The sequence below is a fragment of the Paenibacillus sp. V4I5 genome (assembly GCF_030817255.1).
GTDB lineage: Bacteria > Bacillota > Bacilli > Paenibacillales > NBRC-103111 > Paenibacillus_E.
The window spans coordinates 172,699-198,737 of record NZ_JAUSZB010000001.1; the positions used below are offsets into that span (position 1 = coordinate 172,699).

Here is a 26,039-nt window from a genome sequence, read left to right on the forward strand (position 1 = left end):
CGTAACATGAAAAACAAAAACGTACTGCCCACTATCACTCTTTGGGCAATTGGCATCGTATTTCTGATACCTATTTACTGGGTATTGGTTTCCAGCTTGAAAAGCGATGAGGACATTGTAAAATTTCCGCCAACGTTTTTCCCAGATACATTAGTTTGGAATAACTATCCCGATATTTGGAGTAAGCTCAATTTCGGCGTGACCTTTACTAACTCACTAGTTGTGGCAGTTCCTACTGTTATTCTTACGGTGCTGTTCTCGAGTATGGCGGGATTTGCGTTTTCCAAGAAACGCTTTCTCGGTAGGGATGTCCTATTCTCTGGTTTGATTGCAACCATGATCATTCCACCAACGGTCTTAATGTTGCCTGTTTATTTCATTATCACGAAGCTAGGCATGTTCGATTCGTTACTTGGTTTGATTCTGCCGTTCTCCGTATCTGTTTTTGCCATATTTTTTACGAAGCAATATATCGATGACATTCCAGATGAAATGCTTGAGGCAGCCAAAATGGACGGGGCAGGAGATTTCCGCACATTCGTTCAGATTATTATTCCATTGATCCGACCTGCTATAACCGCTTTAGTTATTATCGATTTCGTACAGAATTGGAACTCATTCACGATGCCGCTCGTCCTGCTGCAAAGCGAGTCTCATTTCACTTTGCCGTTAAAGCTGGCCATGATGCTAAGCAATTCTGACAACGTTCCATGGTCCAAAATATTAGCGGCCAATGTCTTGTCATTAATTCCAGCGCTTGCCGTGTTCCTCGTACTTCAGAAGCAATTTGTGAATGGATTGATGGCAGGGGCTGTAAAAGGGTAAGAAGGAGCTGCTGATATGAAACGCAAATATAAAATCGCTTGTCTAGGCGATTCCATGACGGCCTTTTGGGGGACAGACATGCCCGAGCTTAAGGCTTCCTTAGAAAGTAAATTTCCGGAGCAACCTTTTGAACTGTTCAATTATGGTGTAAGCGGAACTCGGGCGGAATATGGGATTTATCGTGTCTCCCATGACTTCCCTGGTCCGTCCGGAACCGGCATACAGAAGTGCCTTTCTTCGGTTAGTCCCGACCTCGTTGTTGTCGAATCATTCGCCTACAATCATCGTTTGGATGGGAAACATCGCATTGAAAACTATCATCACGTATTGCGCCAGTTACTAGACGAAATCAAAGCAACAACACCAGCTCAGGTGGTGTTTCTCATTACGATACCGCCTGATAAAGAGAATTTCTTGGATCATGTACCGACGTATCGAAACGTTGCCAAAGATTTAAGGCAGGAATGGGCGGGATACAGCGAGATGTACCTTCAAGCTGCCGTCCAATTTGCACAAAATGAAAATGTGCCGTATATCAATGTGTTTGAGCGTGTTAACGAAAAGGTGAGATCTGGTGTTCCGATCCGTTGGTTTATCGACCAAAATGACCATATTCACCCTAGTCGATACGCTTATGAGCTCATTGCCGAAGAAATCACAGAAGCGATTATTCGTTACGACTTTATCAAATAAACATGTCTATCGGAGTAGGAGAATCATTCATGCCAACGACTAATTATACGCAGCCAGAACAATGGACAAGAGGGTTATATTTTAATAAAAAGACTTACGCGGATACACCGCTACTGACGTTCGAGGAAGCTCGCTCATCTCTTCCAGCACCGATATTCGAGAACCGTCCTGATTATATCGAATGTTACTGGCGTACATGGGAAATTGCCTATCGAAATACCTTCGTACCAACGAAGGAAAGTGGATTTGTAAGTAATTTCATTGACGCCGCCTTTAATGATAAAATTTTCTTATGGGATACCGCCTTTATTACGATGTTTTGTAATCTAGCTCATCCCTATATTCCGGGAATCCGTTCATTAGATAATTTTTATTGCAAACAGTTGGACGACGGGGAAATCGCTCGTGAATACGTAACGAATTCCGGTGTCGAGTTCTACAAATGGGTCAATGCCGAGCGCAAACCACTGCATTCTTTCTTCCATAATCACTACAAGCACCGGGGACTCGCGCAAATTAATGATCTTGATTTTGAAGTGATGTACAAACCAGATTTGGGTCGGACTGTTGAAAACCCACCTTACTTTAGACTAGACAATTTAAATCACCCAATCGTTTCTTGGGCGGAATTGGAAAGCTATAAGCATACTGGAGATCGGGAGCGACTGGAACTGGTTTGGGAACCACTTGTGCGATACTACGATGCACTTTGTTACCACCTCTATAATCAGTTCGGTTTATTTGTGACAGATTGGGCGAGTATGGATAATTCCCCGCGAAATAAATATTTGGGCAGCGGGGTTGATATTAGCTGTGAAATGGTACTTGTTGCTCGAAGCTTAATCGAGATCGGTGACATCCTGATGGGTAAAAAAGTAGAAGAAGGCTCCAAAGAGGCTGCCAAAGATCTTGAACGTCAAATCGCAAAATTGGAAAAAGATGCTGCGACGTTTACGGCAGCGATTAACAACTTCATGTGGGATGCCGAAACGGGCTTCTATTATGATGTTAAAAATGACGGGACGCGCGCTCCTGTCAAAACCATAGCTGCCTACTGGGCGCTGCTTGCTGGGGTCGCAGATGAATCTCAGGCTGCTAAGCTATCCGAATGGTTGAATGATCCGAACACTTTCAACCGTACACATCGTGTTCCGGTATGTGCGGCCGACGAGCCAGGATATGATCCGCAAGGCGGATATTGGCGAGGTTCCGTCTGGGCTCCGACGAATACGATGGTGATTCGCGGCTTGGAGAAATACGGATATGTAGATTTAGCCAGAGAAATTGCACTCAACCATCTGGATAATGTAGTGCAAGTTTTTAAGGATACAGGTTCGATTTGGGAGAATTATCCACCTGATGCTATTGACTCGGGGAATGCTGACAAGAAAGATTTTGTTGGCTGGTCTGGTATTGCTTCGACGCTTTATTTGCTGGAGCATGCGATTGGTCTCAAGGGGGATGCTTCCAAGAATGAATTGACTTGGAGACTTCAATCGGGCATGGGTACAATCGGGTGCAATCAATACTGGTTTGCTGGTAAAACCATGGATCTGATTGCAGTTGAACAGACAGATGGGTCCTATCTCCTTACGGTTTCAAGCGATGCGCCAGTGAAACTTCACGTTGTGTATGGCGGCAATGAAATTAAGACGGAAGTCAATGGTACGATTGAAATTAGGATTAAAGCTTAAAAAAGAGGGTGTCTCAAGCCATTAAGATGGCTGGGGACACCCTCTTTTCGCTAACTATGAAACAAGTATATTGTTACTTAGGTTGTTTATTTATAAACTCACTAGGCTTACTACCGACCCATTTTTCGAAGATTTACTAAAGTATTTGGTAGTATCATATCCGACATTCTCTGCGATCTCATAGACCTTAAGATCTGTAGTAAGTAGAAGCCGCTATACCTCTTCCAATCGAAGAATTAATCTGGGGGGGGAATTATGTCAAACGCCATTGAATTTGCCCACTGTGCATAACAAATTTTATAAAGAATGGAGATTAATAGTGCAGACTATCACGTAACAGAACATTCTACCTTGCTTCGTGTTCACAACCTCAAGAGGTTATGGACACGAAACGATGTAGTTTTTTTGGACAAGTTATGTTCCATGACTCTAGTCATTCAAGAGGATCGGTATTTTGCGGAGGGTTGAAATCGCCATAATTGCTTTTGGCTGGCCGTCCTTTGTAGCGAAATCTGGACGGAGGCGCTCCGTTGTGAGATTTGAACATTTTGCTGAAATGGTATACGTCGGTGAAGCCGAGTGCGCTTGAAACCTCAGTAATGTTCATCGCTGTCTCGGACAGGAGAAATCGTGCCCGTTCCATGCGGACTCGCGTAATGTACTCCCTTAAGGAAAAACCGGTGTACTTCATGAACAGTTGACTCAAATAGCGCGGAGATACATTGACGTCCTCAGCGAGGCTTGCCACGGTTATTGCCTTTTCGCTGATTTGGTCGCGGAGCTCATCAATAACTTTGTGAATTAGCTGTTTATGCATATGGGAGATGGGTGACTGAGATCTGCTTTTTTGCTGGCGCAGCATATGCAGAAGAACGAGATGCACGAGCAGGTCGAATTCTTCTTCCTGCCGATCTTCTTCCCGAAGCTGAAGATCAACAATACGCTGTAAGCATGTTTCCGGCATAATGGTGTCCTCTAGCCGTACATGTCTTTCGGGAAGATCGACGTCCAGACCCGGTTGGATTGTAAAATGTATGAAAATGACGGTTAGCCGATGATCGAGCTCCTGAGTTGCTTTCACTTGATCGCCGGGCCGGATTAAAAAGCAGGAGCCTTTACAGATCGGGTAGCTTACTCCGTTGATGATCATTTGTCCTTTTCCTTCTATTGCATACCAGAGGTCGTAATCGGGCATGGGGCTTAAACGAGACCAGTCCCATCCTGGCTCGCAGCGGGATTTTCCCACGGAACCGTTGTAAAAAAAGGTGATCATCGCCAACACTCCTTCAAATGACGTTTGGTTTCCATTTAATCATAAGCTTCGGCCGATAGCAACGAGTTTGTGAATGCGTGATATGTACATTTATACAAAAAAGTCGCTCCTCCATCCATTTTCATTAATGAAGATAAACGTTATTGTAATAGTAACGGATGTAGATTTATCACTCTTTAAGGAGGGATACAATGAGTACAAATGTACAAAATTCAGATGACATTAACAAACGCATGTACCGATTCGACAATGTGCATCGGCCGTTGGTATCGATCAATGATTTTACGGATGAGTACATCAAACAGTACAAGGAAGCTGGATTCATTGCAATAGAGCAAATACTGAAGGTAGAAGAAGTGGGGCAGTCAATCGATGCGGTTATGGATAATATCTTTAACCGTGACACGAAGGTTAAGCTGCAATTCACCAAACCGCAGAGTGAACTAAAGACCGATGAGGAACGAGAGTTTGCGGTAAGAAAGCTTTACAACTTTGTGGACTTCGATGAGTCGCTGCGAGCGATAGCCTATCATCCGGCTATCTTATCCGTTGTCGAACGCTTGCTTGGCGAGGAAGTGAATCTAGTGCAGGACCAGGCTCTGTTGAAGCCTCCCTTCGGGGGAGCGGAAAAGCCATGGCACCAGGATATGGCTTACAACAACTTGACATGGAACAAGCCGGTGATTGGAGTTTGGATCGCACTTGACGAGGCGGGGCTCGACAACGGCTGCATGCACGTCATCCCGCGCTCCCACATGGATGGAGCCACACCGCACTACGCTGTTCGAGATTGGCAGATCTGTGACACGAACGTGCCGGTAGATAAGGACGCGGCAATTCCACTCAAGCCAGGCGGAGTTCTGTTCTTCCATGGGCTGTTGTACCATGGCACGCCGAATAATCATTCATCCAAACGCCGCCGGTCGCTGCAGTTTCACTATGCCCCCAAATCGGCAGTGAAAATGTCAGCCGGGGAATACAAACGGATGTTTACAAATGAGATGACTTCCGCAGAATGTTGAGTCTTACTCTTACCAATTTAGAATTCAGACAAGGGAGAGTGAACAGCATGGGCGATACCTTATCGTTCGAGCAATGGCAGACCTACGAAGAACAGGGATACCTCCGATTGGGAGAAGTTTTGTCGGAGAAAGAAGTAACGGCGCTTACCAACCGGATAGATGAGATTATGCTGGGAAAAGCCGAAATCGATTACGACCGTTTGATGATGCAACGGGAAGAAGGGGAAGGGTTCGAACAATCGGCTCAGACCCTGGGTTTTAAGGGAGCAACTCTTAACTACCGGAAGATCCAGAACCTGGAGCTCGATCCCTTGTATTTGGCTTATATGAAGAAGCCGCTGTTCCGCTCTATTGCGGAAAAAATATACGGAATCCACACCAGGGTTGCTTGTTTCCGCGCCATGTTTATGAATAAGCCCGCCTTTCATGGGACCCATCTGGTTTATCATCAGGACCGATGGTCCAATTTGGATCGTGACCCATTATTAACGGTATGGACCGCCTTGGACCCGGCTACCCGTGAAAACGGCTGTGTACAAGTATATCAAGGTACGCACCGACATCTTATGAATCCAAGTCATCCATCCGGATTTTTGACCAAGGAGCAGATCGAAGATTTGACAGTAAATAGGGAACCGGATTATTTGGAGCTCCAGCCCGGCGAAGCCGTCTTACTTCATAACTGGACGATTCACGGTTCGGAAGGCAATCGCAGCAGCAAATCTCGCAGGGCCTTCAGCGTATGTTACATGGATGCCGAAACAATATCCCGGCCGGCGGAACCGTTTTCAGTTATTTTTGATTAATTCGGACAATCCATATCAGATCAAGGACATCGGATCAACTTCCGGTGTTTTTTTGCGTCTTCTTCCAAACAGGATTCGACAACAATTTTCAATCTAATATACTATGCTAAATAAATGGAAATCAGCGGAAAAGAATCTTATTCTGCTTGTTGTCAATCAAGTTATAGGTGCAGGAGGACTGATTTTTGATGAAAATGAGCTGGTATCATCGCATGCTGTTGTCTTACGCCCCCCTGTTTTTCGTTGTCATTTCCGTCTTAATCTTTTCTTTTTTTTCGATTTTAAACAATTCGGCCCAAAAACAAATTGCGATGACGGATGCCTCTATTGCGACAAAGGTCATGCAGGCAGTGGACGCCAATCTGAAGGCTTCCGAACAAATGACGATCAAAGAAATTTTTACGGATGAGAAGTTAAAAGATTTCTATACTTATGCGGCAGACGATAAAACGCCTTTTGATTACTTCTTGATTTCACATAGGCTTGATGATTTCACTTCCATGTTGCCTTTTTCCAGCTCCATCTATATGTACAACGAACAGTCCGGAAAAATATTATCCAGAAACGGCCTATCAGACTTGGAGCAGTTCGGGGACCGTGATTTCCTTCTGGCTGCCTATCATTCGAAGACGGCGCCCGCGGGGTGGACAAGTCCAAGAAATTATCGTGAATTTATTCATGATTCGAGCGAGGAACAGGTGGTGTCACTCGTCAAGTTTTTCCCTTTAGATGGTATCAAACAGGGTGCTGTCGTGGTAAACATCCGCGTTCGGGCATTAGTTGGATTTATTAAGGATTTAACTCGATATGATGCCGGTTTCATTCGGCTGCTTACCGCTAACCTAGAGCCTTTTGATCGAAGCGTGACGCTGCAGAGCCAAGCCGCACCCGTACAAGAGCTAAAAAAGGAACGGATTCATTCCGATTATACGGGTTGGGTGTATATGCCCAGCGGACAAAGAGATCGGAATTTATCTTTGATGTCCCAATTTAATGACCTCTGGATGATTGTTGGCTTAGCGGCAATCCTGCTTGGAGTGATTTGGTTTACGTTTATTACTCACCGGCATTACAAGCCGATCCAGTCCATTGCGGTAAGGATCAAAGATTACACGAAACGAAAAAGCGGCGAGCTGGTTAAGCATGCGGGGGATGACGAGCTGAAATTTATAGAATCCGCCATCGATAGCTTGTTGGAAAGGACGAGCCAGTACGAAAAACTACATAAAGACGATCTGCTGATTCGTAAAAGACAAGTACTGGTCGATTGGCTGGAAGGCCATAGGATCATGAACGAAACGGAGTGGAGACATGAAACCGCCAGACTGCACTTGCCTTCCCAGTTCCAACGGTTGGCGGTGGCGATGATGGAAATCGACCGTTACTCTCAGTTTGTCGTTGACTATAGCTCGCGTGACCAGATCTTGCTTAAATTTGTCGTTAGCAACGTCCTTCAGGAAGTTGCCCAGAACGAAGGGATTTTTTGTTTGGAATGAATGGGTGGGGCCACAGCAAATGGCCGTCGTGTTTTATTTGAATGATAGCCAGAAGCCAGATGGGCATACGGTATATGATTTCATGAAGAAACTGCAGGATTGGATTCTGGAAAATCTTGAATTTACAGTGTCCGTTGGCATCGGGTCGGAGACCCAGACTCTCGGCAACATCCCGCAATGCTATGCGGAAGCCAAAGTGCATTTGTCTTATAAGCCGGTCTTTGGTTTAGGCTCACTCATTGGAATCCGGGATGTACATGCGAAAACGGAAGGTCGGATTTTCCCTCATCTGCAATCGGTTCGAACACTCGTCAAGTCGTTCCGGACGGACGACGGGCAATGGCAGAACCATATGATTTCGCTTTTTCAAGCTTTAAAGAAGGGACGGTTCTCACAAGGCGATATCAACCAGATTACCAATTATTTGATTTATCATCTGAATAAAGAACTGATGGAAATGACGGGAGAGGCACAGGAGCTGTGGGCCACGGAATATAAGCCGGTGCTTGAAGCCTTAGTGGAGCACTCTGAAAAGCTCGAGGAATGGCATGAACGGTTGGTTATGCTGCTTTCCGAGCTTGAGCCCCGTGTTCGAGCCGCTCGCTGCGCAAGGAACAATCATGAACTCATCTGCCAGGTCAAAGCGTATATCGAAACGCATTATTTCGATCCTGATCTATCCTTAAACCGGATTAGCGACCAGTATGAGATGAATCCGCGATATTTAAGCAAGCTGTTTAAAGAAGAGTTTGGGGAAAAATTTATTGATTATTTGCTGCGGATTCGTTTGGAGGAGGCGCAGAGATTACTCCTTAAGACCGACCTGCCGGTACACAATATCGCAGAACGGGTGGGCTATGTTCACGTCATTTCCTTTCACCGAGCTTTCAAAAATGGGTTAGGCGTTCCACCTGGAGACTTTCGCAAAAAAACAGAGGTAAAAAGCAATGGATAAGCCGATTTGACTAGTTAAAAATGCAAGCGCTTTAATCCGATATTCGGAAATGTTAAGGTGTGAGAAAAGGTTATGCAAGCGTTTTCTTACATTTCGATAAGGGGCGATTCATGTTAATTGAAAGTTAATTGAACATGAATTACTGTGGACATAGAATGACGAAAAGGAGGGATCATATGCCAAGTAACGAACCTGCCATGGATAAAACTTTAGCCTCTCCGTATACGGCCACTCGCTCGTCAACTATGAAGAAAAGCAGGAGACTTATCGTAGGTCAGGATTGGCAGTTGTATGCATTGCTGTCCTTGCCCATGTTGTATTTCCTGATCTTCAAGTATATCCCGATGTATGGGGTAACTATCGCTTTTAAAGATTTTAATATGTTCCAGGGAATATGGAAGAGTCCTTGGGTAGGTCTGGATGCTTTCCGTGAAATTTTTCTAATGAAGGATTTCTACAAGGTACTGCGAAACACGATGCTGCTCAACCTATTGGACTTGCTGGTTTCCTTCCCGGCACCTATCATCTTGGCTGTGTTATTGAACGAAATCCGGATCAAGTGGTTTAAGAAGGGCGCACAAACCGTATTATATCTGCCTCACTTTATTTCATGGGTCATCATCGGAGGCATGGTTTATCAGCTTCTATCCACCAATACAGGGCTTGTAAATATATTATTGAAGTCTTCTGGAATGAAAGCGATTCCTTTTCTCACCGAGCCCATCTATTGGGTGATCACTTATGTGGGAGCAGGCGTGTGGCAAAATGCCGGTTGGGGTACGATCATTTATTTGGCGGCTTTAGCGGGAATCAACAAGGAGCTGTATGAGGCGGCTGCAGTGGATGGAGCGGGGCGTCTGCGTAAAATATGGAACATCACGCTTCCCGGAATCAAACCAACTATTATGATTTTGCTGATCATCAACATTGGGCATATGGCCAGCATCGGTTTTGAACGCCCCTTTGTTCTGGCGAATCCGCTAGTCACGGATGTATCCGAAGTCATAAGTACCTTCGTCTATAAGGTCGGCATACACTCTGCCCGTTTTACAATCGCTACGGCTATCGGTTTATTCCAGGCGGTCGTCGGTCTGATCTTCCTGTTGTCTTCTAACTATATCTCCAAAAAAGTGACCGACCAAGGAATTTGGTAAGGGGGGTATCTAATGAAAGTCAGTACAAGTGACAAAATTATCGATAGCTTTATCATCCTGCTTGTAGCCGTGGCGTCTTTTATTTGCCTCGTTCCCATCCTTCATTTGGTTGCCGTCTCGTTAAGTTCCAATGCGGCGATTTTATCCAATAAGGTGACGGTATTTCCGGTAGAATGGAGCACCATGGCTTATGAAACCGTGTTTAAGGATGCCAAGATGGTCAGTTCGTTATTTTTCACGATTTTACTTGTGACTGTATTCACGGTCGTATGCATGGTCATGACGATTTGCGCAGCTTATCCGCTTACGAAGAAAAGGCTGAAGGGCCGGGATTTCTTTTTGGTTATTATCGTGTTTACGATGTTTTTCAGCGGAGGATTGATTCCGGAATATTTGCTTGTCAAATCGTTAAAGCTGACGAACACCCTCTGGGCGTTAGTACTGCCCGGCATGATCAACGCCTTCTATCTGATCATCCTGAAGTCCTTCTTCGCCTCCATTCCAGAGGAGCTGGAAGAGTCTGCACGGATTGACGGAAGCTCGCATTTCGGAACGTTATTCCGGATTGTGCTGCCGCTTTCTTTGCCGGTATTGGCAACATTGAGCTTGTTCTATGCGGTAGGCCGTTGGAACGGGTTCATGGATGCGCTCTTTTATATTACCAATCAGGATTTATACCCGATTCAGCTGAAGCTGTACCAATTGGTCATCAGCAATCAAATGAGCGACGCGACCGCGACGGAAGGGATGAATGCTACCGCCCCGATTCCCGAGAGTCTGAAAGCGGCAAGCATTATGTTTGCCACGATACCGATTTTGCTAGTCTATCCTTGGCTTCAGCGATATTTTATTTCCGGGATCATGGTCGGCGCAGTGAAGGGTTGATTGTTTCTTAAGAGGAGTCCCATTCTACCTAAAAAAGGGAGTTGAACGATTTGCGCAAACCAAAGTCGCTTATCCGGACAATTAACAGTTCACTGATGGTCATTTTATTGGCAGGTACGGTTGCTGCCTGCTCCAGCTCAGAAGGTGCGAAGGAAGGCGGGGCCAAGGGAGATCCGGTAACGCTGAAAGTCGAGCTCTTCGACCGTGGCAACACGCCGCCGGGCGCACCGCCGCTTACGGAAAGCTATTTTGTCAAATACATGCAGGAAAAGTTTGGCGACCCGAATAATATCAAGCTGCAGTTTGTAACCGTTCCGCGAACAGAGGAAGTGCCGAAGCTGAATGTGCTGATGTCGGCCAATGAGGCGCCGGATATCATATTTACCTATAGCGATCCTGCCGTACAGAATTGGGTGAAGCAGGGAGGGTTGACCGAGCTTGGAGATCTGATCAACCAGCATGGTACCAATTTGAAAAAATATCTTGGTGATAAGCTGCTGAGCTATGGTAATTTTGAAGGAAAGCAGTTCACGATCCCTGCGAAAAGAATAATTATCGCCAGTTCAACGCCGATTATCCGAAAGGACTGGCTTGACAAGCTGGGTATGCAGCCGCCTGCAACGACCGATGAGTTCTATAATGTGTTGAAAGCATTTAAGGAGAAGGATCCAGGCAATACGGGTGGGAAGGTCATCCCTTATGGCATTCGGTATAACGGCAACCTGGACCCGCTGGTCCGGACATTCTGGAAAAAAATGACGGAAGAAGAATATTACTCTCTTCCGGATTTGATGAAGCCGGGTAATAAAGATGGCTATAAGTATTTGAACAAGCTGTATAACGAAGGCTTAATTAGCCCCGATTTCGCCCTGGATAAAGACGGTAAAAAATTTCAGGCTGATTTAGTGAACGGATTGATCGGATTTGCGATCACTAATACAAACGAACCTGTCTATCAGTCGTATTATTCCACCCTGCAGAAGAATGTTCCGAGTGCCACGCTGCTGCCTGTAGATCCATTCACGAACTACGAAGGCAAGCATGTGAAACAGATTTACCATCCGCTGTCTGCTCATATCATGGTACCGAAAGCTAGCAAAAGGGCCGTAGAAGCCATTAAGTTCCTGAACTGGATGTCAGATTATAACGTTATCTTCGATTTGCAGAACGGTACGGAAGGGGTTACCTACAAAAAAGGCGATGACGGCATTCCGGTCATATTGGATACGGATGAAGCCAAAAGGGTGATGTACAACTATTTGGATTACAGCATGCTGATTAACGGCAAAGATATGGGGGATACGGAAAAAACACTAAAAGCAAACGCGGCTGATCCCAAATATAAGGACTTCACCATGAACAGTATCAAGGTTGGTGATCAGGATGGGCAGCTGCCCGCGCGTTTTGACAGACCGATCGAAGCGCAAATTAAATACAATCAAACCTTGAATGATAAAGCCATTGAAATTTATGTAAAGACGGTAACGGCTAAGCCGGCGGATTTCGACAAGCTGTATGACGATATGGTTGCGGAGTACATGAAGACTGGCGGTAAAGAGGTCATGGAAGAACAGAAGAAAGTGTATCAGGAGATGAAAAAGAAATAACTTGAAGTGAAAATAAGCTTATGATCAAGTCGTAGGCGTATTTTCAATACGCTCATATGGAAAGTAATGATCTGCGAATGATTGACTTTACGTGAGATAAACCCTTAAAACTTGGGAACTGAGAACAATAGCTGAAAAAACACCACAAGGCTGCCAGGAACGATCGGCAGCCTTGTTACGCAATTGGGCGTTATATTGAATCGTAAAGCTAGGTGCTTATTGAAGGAGGATATAATGAATGGAGGACTCTTTAGTTATACAAGCAAGACGAATTGCAGGCGATTTTCTGCTAGAACAAGTGAAAACATCATATCAGATCATAGGTAAAGGCATTGTAAATAAGGTTTGCATAGTTGAGACGGAGAGTTGTAAATTAGTTGTCCGCATGAACGATACAGGTACATTTCCAAACTTTTTGGCATCATTGGACCTGAGGTGTTGTCCATTGGTATAGCTGATGAAACAGCATATATGATTCAATCTTTTATAGATGATGACAACGGATTAGACAGTACGGTTCTCAAGTCCGATGTTTGGAGGCAACTTGGCGAATATGCCAAACTCATTCATTCGATTCAAGTGAAAGGATTCGGGGAAAATCTGATTGATCCAAACAATGGTGAGTTTCAGTCACCTTCTCATGCTGGATCAGATGGAAGTTGGCAGGGGTATGTGCAGTATAATATCAATAGTTTGACGGAGTATGATCGGTTCATTAATCTTGGAGTAATCACTCAGATGGAATCGCAGAGAGTAAGAAAACTGTTCGAGAATTTGAAGAAAGAACCGTTCCGCTTCGGTTTAAACCATGGAGATATCTCTTTAAAGAATACAATTGTCAATCAGGAAGGCCAAGTTATATTGCTAGATTGGGGCAGTGCAGAAGTAAGCGTGGTATCGCATGGAGATATTATTCAAGTGATGCAGTGCCAAATCCTAGGCGAAGGCCCGAATATTGATGAATTCAAAGCATTTTTAGACGGGTACGGGTTAAGCGAAAAAGACCTTACTGACTTGAAACATTTGCTGCTATTAAGAGCTTTCGATAAACTCAGGTGGGCTATTGATCGAAGTCCTAACCTGATCGAACCCTTTGCTGCGTTTGCGAAACAAGTCGTTGACATGATTATGGTTTAGCAGAAATTGAACGGTGTTTTTGAAACTCTAGTGAATCAAGGGTGAATAACATGCATGTCAGGTTATATCAAGGAAGGTGAAGTAAATGTTAGGTAAGAGAGGTTTATCAAGTTCGCAGCATCTGGCAATTGAGCATATTACACAGTACGCCAGAACCCGGAAATGCGAAGCTCAAAAGTCTATTAAGGAAGTTCTTCAGATGTCAAATATCCCTTGGAACACATTTGAGGATGCCGTCACTAAGCTTTTGTCGAACGCGAGGGTCGCGCTGCATTTTCATCCTGATCGGCCAATTACGGACATGAAAAGTGTGGCTCAGGCATTGCTTGATCAGGGAATATATAAGAGTCAGTTCGAAACTCTCATTTCCAATGGCAGCGTATCCGCTTATCCAGGTGGTGCACGGGATCTTTGGGAGAAAAAGATGTTTGGAGGCGCTTATCAGTTAGATGGTGTGACCAATAGCCAGCGCCCGAAGTACGGGGCGCTAGATTTAATGTTGCACCCGGATGGGCCGGCTCCGCGGTTTGGGTCATGTTACTTCCTTCTCTCACCAAAGGTCTCCTATCGCTGCACGTACACTTATTTGGATTCGCATCAAGATCCCAAGGAAAAAGGCACTTATGGAGAGTTTGATGACATTTTATCAGCGATTTTTAAAGATGCATTTTTTCGAAATGATGCGATTGGCGAGAAAAACTTGACACCACGGATATTGATTGAGCATCTGCTGTATAATCTTGAACAACCATTCAAGGATCCTTCAAAGCGTGTACCCAATCGAAACCTTAACCATTATATCGAGGCCCAGGTTCACGGTGATATCATATTAAGTAATGACGTAGAAGTGCTTGTTGTCGATCCTTCGTTCAAGGGCACTTACATAGGAGATATATTAGAACAAATAAGCTTAAAGTATTCGATTGAACTATATTGGCATATGGGATTTGCAATGCGAGTAGAAGAAATTCCCTCGGATTTTAGGGGACCAACTATGCCTTCCTTAGCTAAGCGGATAGCACGGAATGATTATATCGACGCTAGTGTGGTCGGGGCAGCTGTAAACGATTTGAAACGTAATCCAGCACTATGGAGCGATAGAGGGTTCTATGAAGAGGTGCTTCAGGAATTAAAATACATGTGGCATATTTTAGTTCGATTTGGTAACCCGTTTGTACGTTATTGAAGGGCTTATTCGTTGAGGGACGGAAAACTAAAGCTCAACAGTAAAGAACGGCAGCCTTCTCAGCTAAACGGGCAGTTATGCTCAATAATTTCTTGTATTTCACAATTACATAAAAACTGATAACTGATATTCAAGGTAATATCCTAGTACTTAAAGCCGTTTTGGAAGATATAAATCAAGAGAGGTGGATCATATTTCTTGTTTGGTGATCTAGTCGGTATTGGCCCTGTTCAATTTATTAAAAAATGAAAGAAGATACAACGGTTGGTGTGGTGCTACATAGAAAATTTAAGTTAAAACAAGCTAATATCTACAGTCCCAAAAAGATAGTTAAGGAGTACATTATTCCAAATGACAATTTATCATATTGAACATTTCATAGATAAAGGGAAGTACAAAGAGATGAAACATTTGGAATTTGTGACGAGTAAAATTAAAGAGAATATTCGGTTGTTCCAAATAGAGACCGAGGAAAAGCGGATTGAATGGAAGGAGCAAGGTGTTGTAAGTAAATTTGTTTCTAGCAAGGAATACGATTGGGATAAGGATTTTCTTAAGGAACTGTTTTTTGATTTAGGTATTTTGATTGAAGCGTGTTCGATTTGTAATGAAAGACTAAGTGATTACCAACTTACTACTTTAGTAAATAAAAGTATGAGATACGATGGGAACTACGTTCGTTTTACTCCGAATAAACTACTTAAGTTTAAATACTTCGAATGGTTTGCAGAATTGGATATCCCAGCACAGCTTTTGATATGGAAAGAATATCATAAGAAGCTTGAGGTACTACTTTTAGAGTGGGATAAACTTAGAAAAATTGCAGCTATCTCCCGATACTGCTAAAAGAGAAGCAAGCTGTTTTTGAATTTGGGACAATCTCTCTCTTGGAGAAAAAACCACTGTATTTAGTTGAGGATGTTCTTAACCTTTTCGGAATAAATGAATTATTTAATGTAGTTGTTGTAGAAATATCTAAAGTAGAGGAACTTGCAGCTAGAGGGTTCCTATGTATGTCTTACATCAAGAAATATCGAAAGGTTGTAGACGTCAAATTGAAGTTTTTCCTGATGGAGATCACAAAAGAAAAAGCGATCTTTGAATTCAATGAAAGGAGACTTAGAATGCTTTCTAATCTTAGTATGATAAGGACTAGCTCACGCAGCATAGATGAGTCAATTTAATTGACTAAATCAGGTAAAGTATTAAGTACATGCACTTCTAGGCTTACACCCACATAGACTAATACTAATCTTTAAGCGGATGCTTCCTATACAGCTATGATCCACTATTAATCAAACAGTTAACTTTGCTTGTATCCTATGTCAAAAACAATGCGTTCCACAACCTCTCACCGAGGAAGAAGAAGAAAAACATCTTAGGCTCATGGCAGAAGGAAATGACCATTCCAGAAACAAATTGATTGAACATAATTTAAGACTTGTCGCGCATATAGTACAAGCACTTCAGCTTAAGGTTGTGGACTCGAAACGATGTAGTTTTGTTGGACAAGTCCTAAATAGGCTATATTCAGAAAAAAGGAAAAAAATTGAAATATGTCGAATCCCTATAACGAAATATATATATTATTTTAGGGGGACTGACATGCAGCTTTACAGTTTGAAAATTGAGGGATATCGAAGGCACTTAGATACAGAAGTGAGTTTTTCAGATGCCACATTCTTAATTGGTGAAAACAATATTGGTAAAAGTTCTATATTGTCGGCTCTAAATATCCTTCTGAATGACGTTAAGAAAGTAACTGAAGAAGAATTTTTTTCATTTATGGAGGAAGGACTAGTTACAAATGTACGTGGAGTCAACCAAGTTGTTTTAACGGCAGAGTTTAGGGATGTTCCTGAGGAAGCAAGAGATTGGTTGGGTTTTAAAGGAAGGGTTTTAAAATACATTAAAGAAAACAATGAAATTGGGTATCGGATAGTATATAAGAAAACGTTTGCCCCGAACGTAGATTATGTTGTGGAGCTTAGACAACAAATAAAGCAAAGAAAATCACAATATGATGAGTGTACCACTTTAAATCAATTCCTCCATTCTGGATTAGACATCACAGAAGTGGCGGATAAATTAACAGGGGTTGATCATGAGAAGAAGCTAGGAAAGAAAGAAATTGGAATTCTTGAAGATCTTGAGGATTTGTATGATTATGATGAAGATAATGAAGAATGGTTTAGAAATCCAGGGGGCATTCCTGCAAACGTATTAACAAAATTGCCTAAGTTTTTATTAATACCTGCACAAGATAAAACTGAAGAGTTATCAGGCTCATCTGGAGCATTAATTTCTACTTTGAACGAACTATTCAATGATGTAAGGGAAGCTTCTGATAATTATAGGCAGGCCCAAACTTTTCTTAATCTATTGGCCGCGGAGCTTAACCCAGAAAATACAGACAGTGAATTTGGTAGAATGATGACAGAATTGAATGATGTTATGAGAGTTGTTTTTCCGAATTCAGGGTTGAAAGCTCTTACGACATTAGCTGATGCAGATAAGGTTATTAAACCACAATTTAAAATTTCAATGTTTAGTAATATAACAACATCTGTCAATTTGCAAGGGACTGGAATGATTCGATCGGCCGTTTTTGCGTTGTTACGTTACCGAAATCTTAGAGAGAATAGAAGAAATACTGGAAATCCTAGACCGCTTATTATTGGCTTCGAAGAACCAGAAATATATTTACATCCGAATGCAGCTAAGCAGATGAGAGATACAATATATGAGTTAGCTGGTGCACAAAACAATCAGATTGTGTGCACAACTCATTCGCCATATATGATTGATCTAAGTAAAAGACCTATGCAAATATTGAACTGTTTGTCTAAAGAAAAAACTCCTCTAAATCTAGCAGACCGTCAGATAGAGATTGAAAAATTGAAATGCTTCGCCTTTAACACAAGTGAAGAATTTTCAAAACTACAAGGCAATGATAAAACTTACGTTAAAATGTTATTGAAGATAGATGATTATATTGCTAGAGTATTTTTCTCTAAACATGTGTTGATTGTTGAAGGGGATACGGAAGATATTATACTAAGAGAAACCATAAATCGGATGCCAGATTTAATTAGAAAAGATGTGGAGTGTAACTGGCAAATCATTAAAGCAAGAGGAAAAGCTACAATCGTATCACTTGTAAAGTACTTAAAAGCAATGGGGATTTCCCCTGTGGTTATTCATGATAAAGATGAAGGTAATGTGCGTGCAGAGGTATTTAATAATCCGATTCTTGAGGCACTAGGTGGCGATGCTAGTAAGCGAATAATGCTTTCGAATTGTATAGAAGATGTATTAGGTTATGCCTCACCAACTAATGAAAAACCCTTTAAAGCATATAGTTATATTTCGCAAAATTGGAATGATGATTGGGATTCAGTAACAGCTCAGTGGAAGGATATTGTTACGACTGTTTTTAGAGAGTCGTTCAATTTAGTACATATGACAGCTTCTGAGGAGATTCAACTTGGACTGGCTCAAGCTGCAGTAGCGGTTCAAAATTCTGAAGAGTAAGGTAACATTCACATGTGGAGTGTGTAATATTGATCGAAATACATGAGATGTGACAGGTTGGCTCAAAAGCATTAACGACGCGTACAGTGGCGGTTTGCTCTTATTAAGATAAGATTTTTTTTGGGTAGCTCAGATGTGCGAGCGCATCGCTGATAGCGATGAGGTCAGGGGTTCGATCCCCCTAGGCTCCATACCGAAAAGCCTTGATATATAAGGCTTTTTTCTATGTCTATATGTAGTCTCAGAACACCCTTTTACTCATTTGTTGCAAATTTGTTGCAAATGATTTTAAAATGGTGTTTTTTTAATCATCTATTTCCACTAAAAGCAGAAGAGAGTCATATGCTTGTGGAACTTTCAGATAGTACATCTCGCGTTTTACACACCTAGCGAAATTAGCGTGTTTAGCGAACTTATTCAATAAAACCTTATCTACCAAGGATTTGCACGTTTTGAATTTTGAGAGTTTAAAGCGAATTTTTATGAGAAATTATCGAAATGAGTCATAAATAATATCGAGCATATCAAGTTCGTCAACGAAGCTAATTTATGATTGTTTTATACGGCTTACGGGGCTTTCTCTTAATTGCAATTTATCTTGATGTTTTTCACGTAACTATATCTGATACGCTTCAAATAGTAAGAAGGAATTTATATCCAATTTGTCGAATCTTGCTAGTGCAAGAACTATATTTCACACGGAAACGGTGGTCCTTCAGTCATGGAAGATACGATAAAAACTTTGTCTATTTATGAATCTGCACAGTTAAAGATGATTGAAGAGTGGAAAGCTCTTGAGCCAAGTATTATCAGCAAAGCATTAGGAATTGCATTAGAACCCATCGCCTGGGTTGTTCGCAAAGTTATCCCTGAGAAAGCGATTCAAGGAGCTATCGACGGTGCAAGTTCATTGGGACAATGGCTATCCGATAGCAAGGATTTAATGCGAGATGGGAAAGTTAGTCAAATTTGTGATCTTAAATATAAGGATCTGGAATTATCCGACAAACTGGCTGATGAAGTGCATAACTGGGCCATTGGTATTGCAACGGCAGAGGGAGCGGCAGCTGGTGCTTTTGGAATTCTAACTGCACCATTGGATATCCCCGCAATAATCACTTTAGCTATGCGAACTATTCATAAAATCGGAATGTGTTATGGATACGAATGTAAGACCGAACAGGATAAGCTGTTTGTTCTAGGAATATTGTCTGCATCAGGAGCTAACTCAATGGAGGAAAAATTAGCCGCTTTGACTACGTTGCGCACTATTGAAGTTATGATCGCAAAACAGACTTGGAAGGCAATGGCTGGGAAGGCCGCTCAAAGCAAGTTAAGCAAAGAAGCAGCCATAATCGGAATCAGAAACCTTGCCAAACAGTTAGGGGTCAATCTCACTAAACGTAAAGCCCTGCAAGCTATTCCTGCTATAGGGGCATTAGTAGGCGCAAGTGTTAATGGCTGGTACATTAAGGATGTTGGATGGGCGGCTCGTAGGGCATTTCAAGAGCGTTGGTTAATTGACAATAATAAGATTATTGATATCTAATTCACATTTATGTTTATCTAAGGGCCCGGGAGATTTCTTGGGTCTAATTCATATTATTACTTACTGATGTGAGTGCTGCAACGTACTCCACTTTATTAAACCATGCTTCAAAAGGAGTGTGATATCTAGAAAGCCACGTTTGTTATTCAATCCGTCTTCAAAGTGCTGCTTCTTTTTTTGGAAGTCCTCGAGTGTTAGTCCGAATGGGATCCGGTACACATACTCCGTTCCCCATGCGTGGAGGGATCTCCTCAGTAGTTGGATAGTCCTCCGCTTACCTTGAATTTCGGTAGACTTGTCCATGCTTATGCTATAAAGGAGTGATAGCGGATGTTTGGATTAGGGAAAAAGCGTTCGCCATACCGGAGAGTTCCTGGCGCAGCATAATGTCAAGCAGGAGGACGTTGCAAAAGTGACTGGACTTAACGTGATACCGTTTCGGATGTCTGTTCAGATCCGGAATACCGGCCGCGGAAGAGTACGATGAATTTGTTGACAATGGCCGTGCGGCAAGTGACCGGGAAGAACGTCGATATGCGAGATTTTTGGAGCTAAAACGCGTCGTGATGGAAAGAATACAACAACTCCACAGCTGGGTATGACGAGGTTCCCGCTTCATCCATTAGTGAAACCGCCTTGGGGCGCTGGCTATCGGATGAACTAATAACGACAGACAGTGTGGAAAACCACATACGAGTAGAAACAAGCGAAACCATGCTCAAGTTTTTTGCTGGCGGCATGGTTTTTCTTTGCCGATCGTGGCGGCAGCTTCTTCATTAATTAAAATGGAGATGATATATTGGAGAAACAGATAAGCAATTCAACATTAAGAGGGTGAGATTATTGCGCAAAGTGCTACATCAACCATTCACATACACGGATTCGACGTTCCTAGTGAGTCAGGCAATCCAATTTTTCTACGAAGATGATAATGCTAATTTTGAACTATTTTGGGATATAGAGCGGGATGAGATGATTATTCCAAAACTAACTAAATCCTCAAAAGAGACTGTTCTTCATTTATATTTGAATTACGTGTCCGGTAATTTTAGCATAATGGATGAATTTAAACATAGCGATTATAGCCGAGATGTCCTCGTGTTTTATGAGAACACTCTCAGAGATCTAGGGGTAAAAATCCCTTCAAAGAAGGTGCCAAATTTTGAATATATTGAGAAACATGGATTTTGCGAAATGTGCAGAAGCTGTAAAAAACTCACGGAGTACGTAAATTGGCTATCAGACATACTTGAGGAATATCAACCCAACATCATACATTCTGCATTCCACATTTTAATGCTTAATAAAAATTTTTTACGGGATTTCCATGAGATGATTGCAGTTTGTCTTGATGCGGACAAAAAAGAACTACACGAGAAATACCCGGATTACATTTCAGATGAAGGAATAATTGCACGAATGGGAAGTTGGCCAGCCTGGTTAAAACGCGGTATTTTCTTCCGTGATAAGGGAGTATGTACTATTTGCCGGAACCCTCTATCAGGCGATTTATTTCTTGGAATCGACCCGGATATGGATCATATTGTACCGCTTAAAAGGCACGGGAATAATGACCCTTCCAATTTACAAATTCTTTGCAATATATGTAATAACAAAAAAAGACACTATAACAGTGCAACCAGTTCATATGATATTCCATTTTGGAATTTGGACTAGCTCTCATCTGATAAGGCCTTAAAAAGAATAAGCCCCACGGAATCACACCGTTAGGGCCTTACGTTTATTGACTTCGCGGATTAGGGTGGACTTGCTAATTCCGGTCATGGCTGATACCTGATTATATGAATTGTCAGCTAGCAGTCCTATAGCGTGATCTAGTTGCTTTAACGTGTAGGACTTGGGTCTTCCTTCAGTGAAGCCTTCTTTTTGCTTGGCGGCAGCTTTACCTTCCTGTATGCGTTCAACGATCATATCCCTTTCAAATTCCGCGAAGCCTGAGAAAATGGTTAGGATCAGCCTACCAGTTACCGTGTCTTCAATCATGCCCATGTTCAATACGTGTATCCGTACCCCACGACCGAACAGTTCTTTTACCGTGGTGATAGCGTCCACAGTAGAACGTGCGAACCTGTCCAGCTTAGTAATGATCAACGTATCACCAGATTTCAGCTCAGCAAGTAGACGTGTAAATTCAGGTCTATCCTTCTTAGTCCCGGTGAACTTCTCCGAATAGATTTTTTGCCCCCTGTTAGCTTCTAGCTGTTCTATCTGTGCTTCTAGATGCTGCCCTACAGTTGACACCCTCGCATACCCGTAAATCATATTTATCCCCCTGATTGAATATGACACTAAGTTATGACACCATCTAATGCCTTGATTCTACGCTTTCCAGATACAGTTGTCATTACTTTTGAGATTTGATCCTTTTGAAGCCCCATAAGATATAGCTTTAATTGGAGAAGCCGCGGATTAAACTCACCGTTAGGAAATTAAGAAAGCACCCACATCAGTGAGTGCTCCAGGTAATACTATCTTAAGATTAAGAATTTAAAGAGATAGCTCACTAACTAACTTCTCATAGAGAAGTTTATTATTATTCACTTTTATTCCATAGTTCCTGACATAATTCGAATGGACATATCCAACTGTCGTATGCTTATCTTTATGTCTTAACAGTTGCTGAATAATTGATATATCGCTACCGTTCTCAAACAAATGAGTTGCAAAAGTGTGCCTAGTTATATGAAGGTGGTTTTCTGGAATATTGGCTAATTTCAAGTAATCTTTAAACAAACCTCTGACTGTCGCGTATGGTATGGGCCCATTCTTATTTTGGAATAAATAATCACTTGATGTGAGTTTAAACTGTTTGCAGTAAAATTCTAATCCTTTTTCCATACCATGTTTTATTACTACAGTTTGACTTTTTCCGGATTTGGTCTTACCAAGATTAATAAATCCATGGGTGAAATCGATTTGAAGCATGCGAAGGCTCAATATCTCTGAGATTCTGCAACCTGTAGCAAAAATGAGACAGAACAAAGTCAGTTCTCGATAATAATCTTGAGACTGACTTACTAAAGTATGTAAGAATCTCAAAATATCATGACGTGATAAGGTTTTTATTGGACGTTTAATCGGTTTGAGTTCCTCAAAATTGAACTCCATTTGTCTTACAGGATTAGGAAACTGGTACTCCCTTTCTAGGAATTTAAAGAACGCTCCAAGAGAATTTCTCAGTAATAAAAATTGATTATATGAAAATCCAATTTTACTTTGAAAATAGTGGTCGAGTACTCCTGAGTTTATCGGGTTGTGTTTAAGAACTTTAGCTGTTATAGGATTGGAAAGAGTAAAAATCTTCTCAAGATGAACTTCATCTAGTGGGACTACTTTAAGAGTAGATAAGAATTGTGCAAAATCTAATAAATTTTTGTAATGTATGGCTTTTCTATTTTCAGATACATTACTAGTTAGGATAAACAATTTAATGTCTTTTATTAGATTATTCATTCAAAGATTCCTCATCGATGCCAAATGCACTGAATAATAGTTTCTCAAAAGCAAATGGATACTTTTCAGTAATATGCTTTTGAAGATCACGTGGAAAAAGTTGAATATAGATGTACGTGGTTTCTGGTGATTTGTGGCCGAGAACTTGGCTTAAATAAACAGTATCCATGCCAGTCAGTAAACATTTAACAGCAAATGTGTGCCGAAAAGAATGCGCAGTATATGATTCTGTGAACTGCAGTTTATTACGAATAACAGATACCATATTGTCAATGCTGCCAACTGTAATGGGTTTTTCCCTCTTTGTACCGAAATCTCTACTAAATAAGTATCCTGTTATATTTCGGTTCCACTCTTTGACTCCAGTAAGATTTAGGTAGTCCAGTACTATTTTCTTTACCTCTGGAAATATAGGTATATATCTATCCTTGTTTCCTTTACCATTATATATTTTGATAACACCATTCTCGATATCAAAATCACAAACACGAAGTTTGGAAACTTCACTTACTCTGCATCCAGTACCAAGCAAAAAGCTAAATAGCGCATGATAACGGTAACCGTGGGTACGTTGAAGTGCTTCTTTCAGGAAATCAAACACTTCATTATCCTTAAAATAACGAGGCCTAAGATCTACAGATTGGAATGAAAATCTTTTTTTATATTGCTTATCTGTAAAGTCTGAGTAATAGCAGAAATCTAGGAATTCTCGGATTATTGCTTTATAAGTATTAGTGGTACGGATTGCTAATGTTTCAATTTTTTCTGACTTCTCTGTGAGAAGAAAATCTAGGAAAAAATCTTGATTTAATTGATAAATAGGAAGTTCAGAATGGTGTGCCAATATGAACTTTTTTAATCGCTTTAAAAAGTTAGTATAGGTTACGAATGTATTGTGAGCGATTTGATCCAACCGTTGAAGCTTTTCCAAGTGTTCCATATATTGTTCTAGAACAAATAATATGGAAGGTTCATCTTTCGAAACACTTCCTTGCGTGCCTCCGGACTGGATGAAGGCAATAAAAGCATCATAAGGTACATTTAATTCATCACACATTTCTTGATAATTATATTTAGACGTATTGTTGAGATTCATTGAATTTGATCGATCCCTTCGACTGGATTATAAGGTAAGGTATTTTCAAGCAATGTTTCGATGCTTCGATAGAAATAATGCAACGTTGAAACTAAATGCTTGTGTCCGGCTGATTCCGCAACTTGTTTGATATCATTGTGGTCATTCAGCGCATTTGTAATAAACGTATGTCTTAATGATTTTGCAGAAAAACGAGATTGACCGAATGCAAGTTTGTTGTATGCGTTTATTTGAGCTCCTATTGCTTTGGTATTCAATGGATTACCTGTTTCCAGAAGAAATAGGTGATCGGTCTCGGCGGGAAGGTTTTTACGGTATTCCAAGTAAATAGCGATATGTTTCATCACAAACTTATCGATTTTTAGAACCCGTTGACCAGATTTCAGACAATATAATGTTAATGTAGATTCTGTAATATTGACGTCAGAGATCTTAATATTGCAGACTTCGATAGGCCGGCATCCTATATCCACAAAAATGAGAGTAATTGGAAGATCCCTCTGCATATTTCGGTGGTTACTAATAACTATCGTTTCAATAAAACGTAGTCGATCTTCATTTGTAACGTATTCATTATCACGAGTTATTTTATTTCCTTTAAATTTTTGTGGGATATCATATTTATAACCAACCAGATTAATAGAGTATAAATAGTTAATAAAATTCTTGAGCTTTTGCAATTTTTTATAAGCTGTTGACTTCTTTATTTCTTTTAACAGAAACCGACTTTCGAGATGTTTCTCATAATTTTTAATAATTTCGCGAGGAAGAGAATCAAGAGTCGGAATTCCATTTTTTTTGAGAAATCTTAAGAAATAACCAATATTACTGTAATGTTCTTCAATACAGGAAGCATTACGCTTTTTCATCTGTTCGATATAATTACGAAATATCTGATTCTGCACAAAGTCCTTTTTTCTTCCTACCGTTAATGTAGAAGATCTTCTTTTCACAGTTTTTTGGTTCAGTGAATCTAGGTTTCCGTTGTTTAGCATTCTGGAAAAGTTGATTCCAATCATCAGATACGAGACCATTTAAGGTTAAAAATTGAAAGTACTTCTTTAAGCCGTTGGATGTGTCTGTATGTTCTCTTTTACTAATTTGTTTAAGAGCATAACTTTGGTTAAGTTTCTCTAAAGATAACTTCAAAAAATCAATGAGTTTAAAATTAGCAGTAAGTGGATTATCTAAAATATAATCAAATGCTGATATTTTAAATTCTTTAACCACTCTTAGAGTTGTAGACTGTTTTACAAATCCAAGCGCATTTAGATAACTTTTGAAATCATGTTGTTCTGGGGAGAAACTTTCCAATTGACTAAGCATTTGATCACCTCTAATTAAATTTTTGACACTAAACTCTATTAATATACTCATTGATTTTAGTAGTTTTATAGAATTAAGACTTCACAAATTGGTTATTTGTGGATATACTGAAATAAGGATGTTACGGGCGGTGTAAGTATCAACTAGACCTTATACCAGTAACCCATTTACGCAAGTTTAATGCCCTATGCGGCGGAATTTATTTGTAAGGGAGAAGTATGTCCACTTACAAAGGTCCCGTGCATCAGGGCTTTTTGTTTTGACCACCTGATGATCTGTAAACATTATGTATAAAGGATACGCACTCATCATACCTTGAATTATTTA

General features: G+C 41.2%; 22 protein-coding genes, 1 tRNA gene and 1 pseudogene. 18 read left to right on the forward strand and 6 right to left on the reverse strand.

All coding sequences use genetic code 11. The features are described from left to right. Window positions 1-6 precede the first annotated feature (6 nt). From QFZ78_RS00860 to QFZ78_RS00870, 3 genes are read left to right on the forward strand one after another with little or no spacing between them, the layout of a single operon-like run. Window positions 7-825 carry a carbohydrate ABC transporter permease gene (locus QFZ78_RS00860; protein WP_307544548.1) on the forward strand — a complete coding sequence of 273 codons (819 nt, stop codon included), beginning with the start codon at window positions 7-9 and terminating at the stop codon, window positions 823-825. A gap of 15 nt (window positions 826-840) precedes the next feature. Next, window positions 841-1,518 (forward strand): SGNH/GDSL hydrolase family protein, encoded by a 678-nt coding sequence (locus tag QFZ78_RS00865; protein ID WP_307544550.1) that lies wholly within the window; start codon window positions 841-843, stop codon window positions 1,516-1,518. A gap of 29 nt (window positions 1,519-1,547) precedes the next feature. Further along, window positions 1,548-3,212, forward strand: coding sequence for an MGH1-like glycoside hydrolase domain-containing protein (locus tag QFZ78_RS00870; RefSeq protein WP_307544552.1), 1,665 nt, complete (start codon window positions 1,548-1,550; stop codon window positions 3,210-3,212). Window positions 3,213-3,645: 433 nt separating this feature from the next. Here QFZ78_RS00870 and QFZ78_RS00875 read toward each other — a convergent pair whose 3' ends face one another. Beyond that, the gene (locus tag QFZ78_RS00875; RefSeq protein WP_307544554.1) at window positions 3,646-4,485 is read right to left on the reverse strand and encodes an AraC family transcriptional regulator; all 840 of its coding nucleotides are present in this window, start codon (window positions 4,483-4,485) and stop codon (window positions 3,646-3,648) included. Between the two features lie 191 nt (window positions 4,486-4,676). On the opposite strand from QFZ78_RS00875, the gene QFZ78_RS00880 reads away from it, so the two are divergent. The 15 genes and pseudogenes from QFZ78_RS00880 to QFZ78_RS00950 all read left to right on the forward strand — a co-directional run bounded on the left by QFZ78_RS00880 (window position 4,677) and on the right by QFZ78_RS00950 (window position 21,493). Further along, window positions 4,677-5,507: a phytanoyl-CoA dioxygenase family protein gene (locus QFZ78_RS00880; RefSeq protein ID WP_307544556.1), complete on the forward strand. Its 831-nt coding sequence runs from the start codon at window positions 4,677-4,679 to the stop codon at window positions 5,505-5,507. A gap of 47 nt (window positions 5,508-5,554) precedes the next feature. Continuing rightward, complete coding sequence (locus QFZ78_RS00885; protein WP_307544558.1) at window positions 5,555-6,313, forward strand: phytanoyl-CoA dioxygenase family protein; 759 nt, start codon at window positions 5,555-5,557, stop codon at window positions 6,311-6,313. A gap of 188 nt (window positions 6,314-6,501) precedes the next feature. Beyond that, entirely contained in the window at window positions 6,502-7,809 is a 1,308-nt protein-coding gene (locus QFZ78_RS00890; RefSeq protein ID WP_307544560.1) for a hypothetical protein, read from the forward strand. Between the two features lie 19 nt (window positions 7,810-7,828). After that, window positions 7,829-8,764, forward strand: coding sequence for a helix-turn-helix transcriptional regulator (locus QFZ78_RS00895; RefSeq protein WP_307544562.1), 936 nt, complete (start codon window positions 7,829-7,831; stop codon window positions 8,762-8,764). 245 nt (window positions 8,765-9,009) lie between these two features. Next, window positions 9,010-9,918 (forward strand): ABC transporter permease, encoded by a 909-nt coding sequence (locus QFZ78_RS00900; protein WP_307544907.1) that lies wholly within the window; start codon window positions 9,010-9,012, stop codon window positions 9,916-9,918. A gap of 12 nt (window positions 9,919-9,930) precedes the next feature. Next, complete coding sequence (locus QFZ78_RS00905) at window positions 9,931-10,803, forward strand: carbohydrate ABC transporter permease (protein ID WP_307544564.1); 873 nt, start codon at window positions 9,931-9,933, stop codon at window positions 10,801-10,803. A 95-nt stretch (window positions 10,804-10,898) separates the two neighbouring features. Continuing rightward, window positions 10,899-12,410 (forward strand): extracellular solute-binding protein, encoded by a 1,512-nt coding sequence (locus tag QFZ78_RS00910; RefSeq protein WP_307544909.1) that lies wholly within the window; start codon window positions 10,899-10,901, stop codon window positions 12,408-12,410. A 471-nt stretch (window positions 12,411-12,881) separates the two neighbouring features. Then, the gene (locus tag QFZ78_RS00915) at window positions 12,882-13,547 is read left to right on the forward strand and encodes a phosphotransferase family protein (RefSeq protein WP_307544566.1); all 666 of its coding nucleotides are present in this window, start codon (window positions 12,882-12,884) and stop codon (window positions 13,545-13,547) included. Window positions 13,548-13,632: 85 nt separating this feature from the next. Continuing rightward, window positions 13,633-14,733: a DUF3626 domain-containing protein gene (locus QFZ78_RS00920; protein ID WP_307544568.1), complete on the forward strand. Its 1,101-nt coding sequence runs from the start codon at window positions 13,633-13,635 to the stop codon at window positions 14,731-14,733. 351 nt (window positions 14,734-15,084) lie between these two features. Next, the gene (locus tag QFZ78_RS00925; protein ID WP_307544570.1) at window positions 15,085-15,579 is read left to right on the forward strand and encodes a hypothetical protein; all 495 of its coding nucleotides are present in this window, start codon (window positions 15,085-15,087) and stop codon (window positions 15,577-15,579) included. 448 nt (window positions 15,580-16,027) lie between these two features. Continuing rightward, window positions 16,028-16,194: pseudogene (locus QFZ78_RS00930) on the forward strand (RNA polymerase subunit sigma-70); the annotation flags it as partial. Window positions 16,195-16,338: 144 nt separating this feature from the next. Then, window positions 16,339-18,267, forward strand: a complete 1,929-nt coding sequence (locus QFZ78_RS00935; RefSeq protein ID WP_307544572.1) for an AAA family ATPase — start codon at window positions 16,339-16,341, stop codon at window positions 18,265-18,267. Between the two features lie 122 nt (window positions 18,268-18,389). After that, a tRNA-Ile gene (locus tag QFZ78_RS00940) sits at window positions 18,390-18,458 on the forward strand. A gap of 530 nt (window positions 18,459-18,988) precedes the next feature. After that, the gene (locus tag QFZ78_RS00945) at window positions 18,989-19,816 is read left to right on the forward strand and encodes an EcsC family protein (RefSeq protein WP_307544574.1); all 828 of its coding nucleotides are present in this window, start codon (window positions 18,989-18,991) and stop codon (window positions 19,814-19,816) included. 852 nt (window positions 19,817-20,668) lie between these two features. Beyond that, window positions 20,669-21,493: an HNH endonuclease gene (locus tag QFZ78_RS00950; protein ID WP_307544911.1), complete on the forward strand. Its 825-nt coding sequence runs from the start codon at window positions 20,669-20,671 to the stop codon at window positions 21,491-21,493. Between the two features lie 42 nt (window positions 21,494-21,535). Here the strand turns inward: QFZ78_RS00950 and QFZ78_RS00955 are convergent, their stop codons facing one another. From QFZ78_RS00955 to QFZ78_RS00975, 5 genes are all read right to left on the reverse strand, one after another. Then, window positions 21,536-22,099, reverse strand: coding sequence for a recombinase family protein (locus tag QFZ78_RS00955; RefSeq protein WP_307544576.1), 564 nt, complete (start codon window positions 22,097-22,099; stop codon window positions 21,536-21,538). A 225-nt stretch (window positions 22,100-22,324) separates the two neighbouring features. Continuing rightward, a complete protein-coding gene (locus QFZ78_RS00960) occupies window positions 22,325-23,290 on the reverse strand; it encodes a tyrosine-type recombinase/integrase (protein WP_307544578.1) in 966 nt (321 codons plus the stop codon). Then, window positions 23,283-24,386: a tyrosine-type recombinase/integrase gene (locus QFZ78_RS00965; protein ID WP_307544581.1), complete on the reverse strand. Its 1,104-nt coding sequence runs from the start codon at window positions 24,384-24,386 to the stop codon at window positions 23,283-23,285. Before QFZ78_RS00965 ends, QFZ78_RS00960 begins: the two co-directional genes overlap by 8 nt. Further along, window positions 24,383-25,291: a tyrosine-type recombinase/integrase gene (locus QFZ78_RS00970; RefSeq protein WP_307544583.1), complete on the reverse strand. Its 909-nt coding sequence runs from the start codon at window positions 25,289-25,291 to the stop codon at window positions 24,383-24,385. Before QFZ78_RS00970 ends, QFZ78_RS00965 begins: the two co-directional genes overlap by 4 nt. After that, the gene (locus tag QFZ78_RS00975; protein WP_307544585.1) at window positions 25,269-25,712 is read right to left on the reverse strand and encodes a hypothetical protein; all 444 of its coding nucleotides are present in this window, start codon (window positions 25,710-25,712) and stop codon (window positions 25,269-25,271) included. The genes QFZ78_RS00970 and QFZ78_RS00975 overlap by 23 nt, the downstream gene beginning before the upstream one ends. Window positions 25,713-26,039 lie beyond the last annotated feature (327 nt).

What these genes read in the sequence shown, in the direction of transcription:
- QFZ78_RS00860 (WP_307544548.1), top strand. Translation starts at nt 7, where the DNA reads ATGAAAAACAAAAACGTACTGCCCACTATCACTCTTTGGGCAATTGGC.
- QFZ78_RS00865 (WP_307544550.1), top strand. Translation starts at nt 841, where the DNA reads ATGAAACGCAAATATAAAATCGCTTGTCTAGGCGATTCCATGACGGCC.
- QFZ78_RS00870 (WP_307544552.1), top strand. Translation starts at nt 1,548, where the DNA reads ATGCCAACGACTAATTATACGCAGCCAGAACAATGGACAAGAGGGTTA.
- QFZ78_RS00875 (WP_307544554.1), bottom strand. Translation starts at nt 4,485, where the DNA reads ATGATCACCTTTTTTTACAACGGTTCCGTGGGAAAATCCCGCTGCGAG.
- QFZ78_RS00880 (WP_307544556.1), top strand. Translation starts at nt 4,677, where the DNA reads ATGAGTACAAATGTACAAAATTCAGATGACATTAACAAACGCATGTAC.
- QFZ78_RS00885 (WP_307544558.1), top strand. Translation starts at nt 5,555, where the DNA reads ATGGGCGATACCTTATCGTTCGAGCAATGGCAGACCTACGAAGAACAG.
- QFZ78_RS00890 (WP_307544560.1), top strand. Translation starts at nt 6,502, where the DNA reads ATGAAAATGAGCTGGTATCATCGCATGCTGTTGTCTTACGCCCCCCTG.
- QFZ78_RS00895 (WP_307544562.1), top strand. Translation starts at nt 7,829, where the DNA reads ATGGCCGTCGTGTTTTATTTGAATGATAGCCAGAAGCCAGATGGGCAT.
- QFZ78_RS00900 (WP_307544907.1), top strand. Translation starts at nt 9,010, where the DNA reads ATGAAGAAAAGCAGGAGACTTATCGTAGGTCAGGATTGGCAGTTGTAT.
- QFZ78_RS00905 (WP_307544564.1), top strand. Translation starts at nt 9,931, where the DNA reads ATGAAAGTCAGTACAAGTGACAAAATTATCGATAGCTTTATCATCCTG.
- QFZ78_RS00910 (WP_307544909.1), top strand. Translation starts at nt 10,899, where the DNA reads ATGGTCATTTTATTGGCAGGTACGGTTGCTGCCTGCTCCAGCTCAGAA.
- QFZ78_RS00915 (WP_307544566.1), top strand. Translation starts at nt 12,882, where the DNA reads ATGATTCAATCTTTTATAGATGATGACAACGGATTAGACAGTACGGTT.
- QFZ78_RS00920 (WP_307544568.1), top strand. Translation starts at nt 13,633, where the DNA reads ATGTTAGGTAAGAGAGGTTTATCAAGTTCGCAGCATCTGGCAATTGAG.
- QFZ78_RS00925 (WP_307544570.1), top strand. Translation starts at nt 15,085, where the DNA reads ATGACAATTTATCATATTGAACATTTCATAGATAAAGGGAAGTACAAA.
- QFZ78_RS00935 (WP_307544572.1), top strand. Translation starts at nt 16,339, where the DNA reads ATGCAGCTTTACAGTTTGAAAATTGAGGGATATCGAAGGCACTTAGAT.
- QFZ78_RS00945 (WP_307544574.1), top strand. Translation starts at nt 18,989, where the DNA reads ATGGAAGATACGATAAAAACTTTGTCTATTTATGAATCTGCACAGTTA.
- QFZ78_RS00955 (WP_307544576.1), bottom strand. Translation starts at nt 22,099, where the DNA reads ATGATTTACGGGTATGCGAGGGTGTCAACTGTAGGGCAGCATCTAGAA.
- QFZ78_RS00960 (WP_307544578.1), bottom strand. Translation starts at nt 23,290, where the DNA reads ATGAATAATCTAATAAAAGACATTAAATTGTTTATCCTAACTAGTAAT.
- QFZ78_RS00965 (WP_307544581.1), bottom strand. Translation starts at nt 24,386, where the DNA reads ATGAATCTCAACAATACGTCTAAATATAATTATCAAGAAATGTGTGAT.
- QFZ78_RS00975 (WP_307544585.1), bottom strand. Translation starts at nt 25,712, where the DNA reads ATGCTTAGTCAATTGGAAAGTTTCTCCCCAGAACAACATGATTTCAAA.